Annotated in this window: 2 protein-coding genes; both read left to right on the top strand. The window is 39.2% G+C overall.

What is annotated here, in order from left to right; genetic code table 11:
* Positions 1 to 968 precede the first annotated feature (968 nt).
* Positions 969 to 1,511, top strand: coding sequence for a hypothetical protein (locus PX481_RS06345; protein ID WP_002762495.1), 543 nt, complete (start codon positions 969 to 971; stop codon positions 1,509 to 1,511).
* A gap of 716 nt (positions 1,512 to 2,227) precedes the next feature.
* Positions 2,228 to 2,392, top strand: a 165-nt coding sequence (locus tag PX481_RS30055) for an IS1634 family transposase N-terminal domain-related protein (protein ID WP_502888590.1), incomplete at its 3' end; no start/stop codon positions are given.

The following is a 2,392-nucleotide window of genomic DNA, read 5'->3' as shown; positions in this document are numbered from 1 at the left end:
GGTATTGTCAGCAAGAGATTCGAGTCTATCTAGTCTATTTTCTTCCGAGTTACTCATATTCAGTTACCAGTTATCAGTTATCAGTTATCAGGTAAGTAGGTAGGCGTTAAAAATTATCAGACACCCCCCTTATCAAGGGTAGGGTTGATTCATGAATCAACCCTACCTTGAATCAACCCTAGGGGGTAGGGGGGATCGAACCTCAAATCCATTTTTAATTTAATTATAACCAGCTACTTAGATTTTTATCAAGGTGAAGAATTGTAATTTTTTTTCTCAGAAAAAATCAATTATTGAAAATGTTCTCAATAGTAGTTTCTACAATGAAGGTTTTTCGTCAAAACATCTTGGGGAATGTAAAAATATATAAAAGTATATGAAGATGTGTGGAATGTCGGCCTATAACTAAAGATAAATTCGACAGGACGGACGCTCTCAGATGTATTAGGAATAGCAAGAATATGCACATCTCCCGATCTTTACGGATAAGGAAAAAGTTCAGGTGATTACTCGGTAATTTCCCCGCATTGGTCTTTTCAAGAAATCTAATCTATTCCTTTGGATAGTGGCACGGTCAAAATCGATAAGATTACAATTTCTTTTGTTAAGCACTTTAGCGATCGCTGGATATTTCTGCGATTCATTGTCGGCTAATCGTTAAATTTTATGAAAACAGCCTCATTCGTTGAGATTATCGGAGATAGAGTAGGGATAGGTGAATAAGAGGTAAATAATTAGAGCCTTTTGGCACGGTTTATCGAAGAAAATTCTATAGATAAAAAAGCACTGGGTCTGCTTTTCCCGACTATTACCGGAAGATCGGTTTGGCGGGTACGGCGGTGGCGTGTTTTTGAATTTAAAGTGCGATCGCTGTCCTCAAAGAGCAGTATGTGGTGGGGACGGTGACGGCTAAGATTATTCAACCGAAGCCTTTTCAGTCTTAATTCGCTTAAAGAGGTTTTCAAGTAATGAAACTAAGAAACACAAGCCAAACTTTGTCTAGAAGATATGAAACTTATACACCTGAATCTAACTCTTCTGCGCGGACTGCTTCTATACATAAGGAACATATCTCAAGAAGTAATGACGTTTCAAAAGACGACAACAAAGACTCCATTGCTGTTCTTATAGGTCAAGCAAAAGGTGGTGTTTTAGGTAAATTAACTTATGAGGCACTTAGTCTCCCTATCAAGACCTCACAGCAAGAATTGGCTCAAAACTTTGTTGCTTGGGGGTGCGCTCCCGATAATGCCAATTCTTTTGCCTCTTGGTTAATTGAATACATTTCTGACCCAAATGTGCGGAATGTAATAATTACTATCAGTGCAGGACTAGTATGCTTCACAATTATATACAAGACAAAATGGCCATTATGGTTGAAAATTACTCTAATACTTCTAGTTTCGGCAGGTGTTGGCTACCTTTTATTTACATACTTCACTAATCCTACGCAGCAAAAGCCAAATCAACTTCCTTCACAAGAAAAAGTAAACAATAAACATCCTAAGTAGCCTTTGGGGTAATGCCGATCTAAGTACAGGACAAAAATCGCAAGGAGTGTAAAAACTCACGCTGTTTCAAGTCTAAATCAGTGACGATAGAGCAAAGATAATCTAAGCCGTAGCGAAAAACGCTCTTGGCAAGTCGCCCGTGTTTCTTCAGCTTAATTTGCTGGTGTTGGTGTAACCATTCCCCGATCTTGAGATCCCAGCATAAGGCTACAGAGGTTTTGGACAAGAATTTATATTTCAATAGCCGCCTTCGAGACAGTCGCGATCGCCCTTCCACTCTTCTCCCCTCTCACCATAGGAGCGATACTAAAAAATAACCCTCCCAGTATGCGCCTATGTCATGAACTTTGCCAACCTCCTGATCGTAGGCATTACCAGCCTGACTGCGTTGGCACTTGCCCTCCCCAACGCCAGCCTGCTGTAGTAAAAAAGCGATCACTATGTCAAAATATTTGCATACCATAGGTGTTGTGACGCTACTTAATTAGAGAACAAGGTGATAACAAAACTGTTCACTGACTCTAGTTAACAATTTCTCTCTTAGCGTGGGAAATAACAAATGGGTATAACTGAACTTCCCCCATACATATATAGCATAATAGCCGAAAACCCTTATCCATCAATGGATACACCCCTTAACTTTTCTTAATGTACCCATGTAATTTGTAAAATTTCTTAATGAAAAAGAATTCTCTCCATTTGCTAAAATAGTGGTCATGTATATAGAAAAAGTTCCTAACCGTAATTCCCCCCCCGCTGTTCTTCTTCGTGAATCCTATCGAGAAGGAGATCAAGTCAAAAAAAGAACCCTGGCCAATCTCTCAAAATTACCCGATGATATTATCGACAATCTAAAACTGGCTCTTAAAGGAGCAACACTG

The sequence above is a fragment of the Microcystis sp. M53603_WE2 genome, from assembly GCF_030065435.1.
This window is presented reverse-complemented; position numbering and strand designations above follow the sequence as displayed.

Coding starts and splice junctions, on each gene's coding strand:
- PX481_RS06345 (WP_002762495.1), top strand. CDS start 969: ATGAAACTAAGAAACACAAGCCAAACTTTGTCTAGAAGATATGAAACT.